General features: G+C 59.6%; 6 protein-coding genes. 4 read left to right on the top strand and 2 right to left on the bottom strand.

The window, feature by feature from the left end:
* Positions 1-1,026: 1,026 nt before the first annotated feature.
* Positions 1,027-3,129: a KAP family P-loop NTPase fold protein gene (locus C2L58_RS30330; protein ID WP_103341084.1), complete on the bottom strand. Its 2,103-nt coding sequence runs from the start codon at positions 3,127-3,129 to the stop codon at positions 1,027-1,029.
* 457 nt (positions 3,130-3,586) lie between these two features.
* Here C2L58_RS30330 and C2L58_RS30325 point away from each other — a divergent pair, with 457 nt between their 5' ends.
* Entirely contained in the window at positions 3,587-3,970 is a 384-nt protein-coding gene (locus tag C2L58_RS30325; protein ID WP_086838179.1) for an SCO5389 family protein, read from the top strand.
* 62 nt (positions 3,971-4,032) lie between these two features.
* Here C2L58_RS30325 and C2L58_RS30320 read toward each other — a convergent pair whose 3' ends face one another.
* Positions 4,033-4,782, bottom strand: a complete 750-nt coding sequence (locus tag C2L58_RS30320) for a GntR family transcriptional regulator (protein WP_103341083.1) — start codon at positions 4,780-4,782, stop codon at positions 4,033-4,035.
* 140 nt (positions 4,783-4,922) lie between these two features.
* On the opposite strand from C2L58_RS30320, the gene C2L58_RS30315 reads away from it, so the two are divergent.
* The 3 genes from C2L58_RS30315 (at position 4,923) to C2L58_RS30305 (ending at position 6,180) form a co-directional block, all read left to right on the top strand.
* Positions 4,923-5,384, top strand: coding sequence for a hypothetical protein (locus C2L58_RS30315; protein WP_103341082.1), 462 nt, complete (start codon positions 4,923-4,925; stop codon positions 5,382-5,384).
* A gap of 288 nt (positions 5,385-5,672) precedes the next feature.
* The gene (locus C2L58_RS30310; protein ID WP_103341081.1) at positions 5,673-5,948 is read left to right on the top strand and encodes a hypothetical protein; all 276 of its coding nucleotides are present in this window, start codon (positions 5,673-5,675) and stop codon (positions 5,946-5,948) included.
* Positions 5,932-6,180, top strand: a complete 249-nt coding sequence (locus tag C2L58_RS30305; protein WP_103341080.1) for an AMED_5909 family protein — start codon at positions 5,932-5,934, stop codon at positions 6,178-6,180. The genes C2L58_RS30310 and C2L58_RS30305 overlap by 17 nt, the downstream gene beginning before the upstream one ends.
* The last annotated feature ends 84 nt before the right edge of the window (positions 6,181-6,264 follow it).

Raw genomic sequence — 6,264 nt, 5'->3', positions numbered from 1 at the left:
CTCGGCCTTCAACTCCGGCGAATACCTTCGCTGTCTCCTGGCCATGAAACACTCCTCGGGATCCTCCAGCAGCCTACTTGGAAGACGTGTCCGGAACCTTCGGAGCACTTCACTTTCCCGCCTTGACGAACTGCCGCCGGCCGTAGTCACAATCCAGGCTTCGGGGTGGCGGAAAACTACCCCTTCAGCAAAGCCCGAGCCATAACAACCTTCTGAATCTGGTTGGTCCCCTCATAAATCTGGGTGATCTTGCGGCAGGTCTGAGCCGACCTGGCGATCATTCCCGAAAACAGCCTCTGAGCTGCGGCGATCCATCTCGGTAATTCTCGGTGGATCTTGGCCTTCCCCGACCTCCGACGGCCTGTAGACGGCCTGGCGACGCTCGGGGTTTTGCCGCGTCCAACTGCTCGCGCTTGCCAGTCGGTGAGCTGGAAGCGGCTCCACAGTGTGCCCTGATTGGGGCTGCGTCGGCGGCTCGGCTGCTTCATCTCGGCACTCCTCCGGCTGGTCGGCGTCGGCGAGGCAGGTAGCGCGGTGGCTGTCCGTCCCCGTCTTCCTCGCCCCTGCCGCGCTTAGCGCCGGGTCGTCGGTGTCAAGGGTGAGCGCAGCTCATCGCGGAGCGACGCCGTAGGCGCCCTTGATGTCGGCGGGCCGGTGTTAAACGATCGCCTGCGAGGGAGCGGCCACCGCGCGTGGGTGGCCGCTTCGCCCGAACCGGTCATCGATCTTGCGAAGACTTCCCAGTCCTCCCGTAGAGTGCATGGCGCGGCACCCGCGAGCGTCCGCGCTGAGCAGGGCCAAACTCCGCGTGAGATGCGACCGGGTGCCGCCTCCTTGCTCATGGGGTGGCGCTGTCGGTGGCGCTGCACACAAGGTGACCTCCGGCGGGCCGCCCGGCGGCCGGCGGCCGGAGCGGAGCGGCAGGCCGTCCGTGCCGCACTTGGGCGGGGCCGCCGTGCGGCCCCGAGGTGCGCCGCCGACGGCGGCGCCTTGATCCCATAGAGCCAAATTCGGCAGCAGTGACAGCTACGATGATTGGCTTCGCTTTCGCTTCAAGCGCCGCATGACCGCTATCGCGTATGCTTCCTTGTTCTCTTTCGTTGCAAGTGCTTCGTTAAGGTCTCTGTCTAAATTGTCGTCTTCACGGTCAAGCAGGTCGCCCAGTTCGGAAATCACCCTTTCCACTCCAAGCAGCTCTTCAATTCTTTCCTCTTTTAGTTCAACGATAGTCCTTGAGCCCCCACTCCTAATGCTCTCCGCTACAAGACGACCGAGGACTTCTACCAGTTCCCATTCTCCAAACTCAATATTCTGCCACAAGATACCCTTGAGTGATTCCGAGTCCCCGTCAAGCCATGCCGCTCGATACAACAAAGGAAACAAATCGTATACCTCCACCATTGGCCGCCGACCCAACTCGGATGCAATTTGCTCGAACTTTTGAGTCAAAACTGGCCGAATACCTTCTATCCACCCAAAGCTTCGATGGGTTTCCTCGGATTTTTTGATTGCACGTAGAGTCAAGTCGGCAACGAACTTAATATCTGCGGCATCAATGGCATCCTGGAGGAGCTGGACAGCCTCCACATCTTCGAAAGCCTCTAGAATATCCGTCGCAACAAGAATCAGCAAAATTTCGGGCATGTCAAGAAGGCTGTCTCGCGAGGGAAGCTGGTCGTACTGGTGAGCCAGAAATGCGAAGACCCCAGGAGCATTTTCGAGGATTTTTTGCGAATTGAATGTGCTAATCTTCCGTAAAACCCTCGAAGGGTTTTTCTGCATCGAACTGACAACCAGTGAGAGTTCTTCACTCTCCTCCTCTGGCATCTTTGCAAGAGCCTTTAGTACGACCGAATCAGGTATATCCGAACTCGGCACTCCGAACATGAAGTACCGGTCAAAGTAATCATCATTTTGCACAGATTGAACAGAGGCCCTGCCCGAATTGTAGTTTTGAAACCAATCCGGGAATAGTGCAACCAGCAGGTCGAGCATCCGCTTTCGCGATTGCTCAGAGACATTCAAAGCAGCGATTCTGTCTTCCCATTTTTTCTTTTTATCGTCCGAAGACAATCTCTCCGCTGCAAGCTTCAGCGAACGCCCCACAAGCTCCTCACGGTTTAGTAGAACACTCCTGTAAAGAGCAGGCTCGAACGTTCGCATAAAAGTCAACGCGAGGAAGTCGACTACGTCAACCTCGTCATGCACCAGGGCATACATCGCATATAGCTGCGCAATGAACCGATTTATCGCGCGCGGCTCCCGCAGGTCGTCTTTTAAGTAGGCGTGATAGATCCAGCCGAGGCGCTGCTTATCCGAATCGGAAATCGATATGTTGAATTGAGAGAAGAAACTCTCCAAGCCGTCATCCACTAGCGCTTCTCGATGATCATCATGCAAAGGAGGAAGGTCTAGTCTTATTTGTACAATCTTTTCCAGATAATCATGCGCGCGCTCTACGCTCTCATAGACCAGCTCCGAGCGCTGCAACGCATCGATCACAGTGTGCTCGTCGTAAGCGAGTATGTAATAGATATTCGGCAGTCGTCCAATGAGTCGAATAAGCTTGAATACTAGCAAAAGCTCCTGAGGCTGCAGCCTGTCGATATCATCAATAATGACAAGTATCTTTTGATCATAGTCCTCAAGAGCTTGTTCAAGATCTTGCTTACGCTTATCAATAGAGTTGTCGCCGCGCAAAATTTCTGCGGCCTTTTTGGTCATCCCGCTAGCATCAAAGCCCGCCAACGAGGTTAGTTTTCCTAGAGGCGAGAGCGCCTCAGCGTAGGTTGCCAGCTTCTTTCGAGCAACCTTTCCTCGCTTTTCCGGAAGCGCCGAGCTCAGAGTGTTGAAGTAGTTCTGCAGAAGACTTTCTATATCGGAGAATAGCCAAGGATTATAGTTGACTATTGTCCAGTTTTCAGAACGATCCTCGAGTACGTTCTTGGATAGTTCGAGAATTGAGGATTTTCCGCTTCCCCATGGCCCGATCAAGGCCATCACAGAGGTCTTGCTTTGCATCCCGACTTGCTCGCATATAGTCGCAATCTGCTTTGCAAAACTTAGACGATCGATGCGGTCGGCATCATTCGACTTGATCGGGTCGTCGGCAAAGAAGCGTGCATCCATTACTGATCATTCCGTTACTGTAGTTGCGATCGATCCGACAAAGACGAGCCCCCGAGGCGCCCTTGCACTGGAGACAGACGGACACCTTGAAGCGACTCTCTGCAACCTACCTTCCAACCGTGAGTCATAGCAAATGTATCGAGGAAAGGCGGCAACTTGTTACGACCCGCACCTCCAGGGTTGCCGCCCGATGAACGACAGAATTAGCTAGACCACATGGGCAGCCGCGACCGAAGTTTTCCCATTGCTCTTGCATGTGAAAGTTGCACGAAAGACTATGGCCGCACACAAAGTCCAATCGTCACGCGCGAATAAGTGCATATTTGCTCACACAGATGGCTTGCATACGAAGCGTCAGCCAGGCACGTAGCGTTTCACGCTTTTGGGCGGTCGCCATCCGAACGTGCAGGGCGTTAACTAGAAGACAGCAGCGTTGACCCCGAGAGGATGTGCCGCGATGTCGTTGACAGTCCCGGAAGAATTGGTCAGGAAGGCGCAGGCGGGCGCGATGACCGATGACGAATTCCTGGCCTGCGTGCAGAACTCGCTTCCCTACGCCTGGTCGGTCGTCGAGCGGCTGGTCAAGCAGTACGAGGGCGGCGCGACGGTCGCCGAGGACGGCACCGTGCCGCCGGATGACCAGGCGTGGGGTGAGCTGCTGCGCTTCGCTGCCAGCGACTCGATGCGCGGGGCCGTCGAGCGGAAGTACGGCGTCCGGCTAGCCTTCCAGAACTGCTGCAAGACGGGCCTGTTCGCCCCGTCGGCGGTCAAGGAGTACGAGGAGTTCGTCTCGCCGCGCGCGCAGATCCTCAACCAGAAGCCCGAACTGATCAACTGCTAGGCATACGACAAAGGCGCCCGCCGCGAACCAATGCGGCGGGCGCCTTTCGTATTTTCATGCCCCTATTGCAATGGGTCTACGCGGAGCACGTATTCAAGCTCGAACCTATGTGCATCCAACAATATGTCGGCGGTTTCCACGGGTGTCTCGTTTGAGTACGTGGTCCGCACGATGATCACAACCGGCGTCCCCTTGCGGAGCTTCAGGGCCTCCGTCTCCGACGGCCGGGGCATTCGCGAACGAAGTCTCTCGACGACCCGCGTCGGCCGCATGTCGATAGCCGTGAAGCGGTCGACCAGGCCGGCCGTCATCATGACGCCTTCCTCGGGTCGCTCGATCACAGTGCCCTTGGTGATCTCCAGCGGCTCGTACGAGTGCGTGAGCATCATCGGCTCGTCGTTCGCGTACGACGTGTAGTCGGTGCGCATGACGTCGGCTCCGACCGGGATCTCAAGTCGGTGGGCGATGTCGGCGCTCGCGCGATCCGGGTACGTCTCGTGGCCGTACCGGGGGATGCGCTCGGCGGCTAGTGCCTCCTCGGCGAACGGGGCGCCGGGGTTGGTGCGGTAATGCTGCTCCGACCTGCGGATGAGCGGCTGATACCGGCGGACGAACGCGCCGAGTCGCTGGACGCGATCGATCAGTCCTTCACTCTCCAGCAGGTCCAGGGCCTCGCGGGCGACGATGCGCGACACGTCGAACTGCTCGCTCAGCGCCTCCTGCGATGGCAGCCGGTCGCCTGGTGCGAGATCTCCGCTGACGATCCGCTCGCGCAGCACGTCAGCAACGCGTTCGTACATGTGCTCGGGCACGGTCGCTCTCCTGCCTGGTTCGGGCCTGCTTGATCAGCTTAGTTGACTTGGCATGCCAAATCTTGGTATACCTAGAAGGACCTCGGCATACCAAGGGGAGCGGCGACAAGGCCGCAAACGGCTGAGAAAGGGCCTCTGACATGGCGATCATGAAGGGACACCGGTTCCCGATCGAGTTCGACAACGCGTTTCCGCAGGGCTTGGTGCTGGTGGGCGAGGTGGCACCCGACAACGAATACCAGTCTCGGGAAGACCGGGCAGCGGGTCGTCCGGCTCGGCAGCGGGTCGACGAAGCCACCGGCAAGCGGCAGTGGAAGGCCACCGTCACCGACCCGGACGAGACCAAGGCGAAGCGCGCTTCGTTCGAGATCACGCTTTTGGCCGACGTCCAGCCGGTTCCCCTGACGTCGGAGGCGCTGCCGGGCATGCGCCCGATCGAGCTGGAGGGTTTGACGGCCGAAGCGAAGGTGGCCGGGCAGGGGGAGTTCAAGTACCTGTCCTACGCCTTCCGTGCGACCGGCTTCAAGGCGGCCGAAAGCGGTTCCGGGTCCAAGTCCACGCGGTCGACCGCGACCGGTGAAGCGTCGACCAAGGCGGCGTGAGCAACATGAACACGTCCGGACCGGTTCGCAATGCTGCGGCGTTTCACGAGCTGGTCCGGGCGTGGGAGCAGGCGTACCGCGACTACATGGCGGCCTGGGAGCACGGGTCTGCGGTGCTGTCGCCGACGAACGCCGAGAACAAGGCGAGTGCGGCACATCGGGTGTCGCGAGCGTGGCATGAGCTGGCCAAGTCGCGAGGTCTGCCCTGGTGGTGCGTCGCGGCTCTGGAGTCAGCCGCCGAGGGGTTCGAAGAGCTGTCGAAGGAATGGGCAAGCAAGGCGGGGCGGCATGACGGCCAACTGGGACGGGCTCGGCGTGACGTGGATCGTCGGGCGGGAAGCGGAACTGACGGTCGAGGAGACTGGTTCGGACCCGACGCATCCGCCGATGCTGGCGCTCGCGGGGCCGCCGTGCGTGGTGATGCTGCGGCCGCCGGACGACCCGGCGATGTGGCCAGCCTGCGTGAAGTTCCTTCGCCAGCTCCGCGACGGCGCGGAGGACCTGGCGGCGCTCCTCGAAGCTCGCGCGGCGGCTCGGCTGGTGCGTGATGAGCAAGCCGGTTGAGCCGCGCACACTGCGGGACGCGCACGAGATCGCAACGGAGCGTCTTCCGGCGCCGGACGCGAACCCGGCAGTGTGGCTGGCCTTCCGGCAGGCGAACGCGCGGATGTACAAGAAGGTTGCCGACGTCGACCGGGGGCATCACCACGAGGCGTTGTACTGGGCGGCTTACGAGCGGCGGAAGGCGGGGGAGGTGTCGGCGCAGATCCAGGGCGGCAAGTCGGAGTCTAAATAGTCCTGTGTAGACACACGGACAGTCAAACATTGCAACGAAAAACGCGCGCTATGACGTGCGGCGATGAAACGCGTCCTCTTCCGG

This window comes from Amycolatopsis sp. CA-126428 (genome assembly GCF_002904335.1).
GTDB lineage: Bacteria > Actinomycetota > Actinomycetes > Mycobacteriales > Pseudonocardiaceae > Amycolatopsis.
Note: the sequence above shows the minus strand (reverse complement) of the source record. Positions and strands in the feature narration are given on the sequence as shown.

Coding starts and splice junctions, on each gene's coding strand:
- C2L58_RS30330 (WP_103341084.1), bottom strand. CDS start 3,129: ATGGATGCACGCTTCTTTGCCGACGACCCGATCAAGTCGAATGATGCC.
- C2L58_RS30325 (WP_086838179.1), top strand. CDS start 3,587: ATGTCGTTGACAGTCCCGGAAGAATTGGTCAGGAAGGCGCAGGCGGGC.
- C2L58_RS30315 (WP_103341082.1), top strand. CDS start 4,923: ATGGCGATCATGAAGGGACACCGGTTCCCGATCGAGTTCGACAACGCG.
- C2L58_RS30310 (WP_103341081.1), top strand. CDS start 5,673: ATGACGGCCAACTGGGACGGGCTCGGCGTGACGTGGATCGTCGGGCGG.
- C2L58_RS30305 (WP_103341080.1), top strand. CDS start 5,932: ATGAGCAAGCCGGTTGAGCCGCGCACACTGCGGGACGCGCACGAGATC.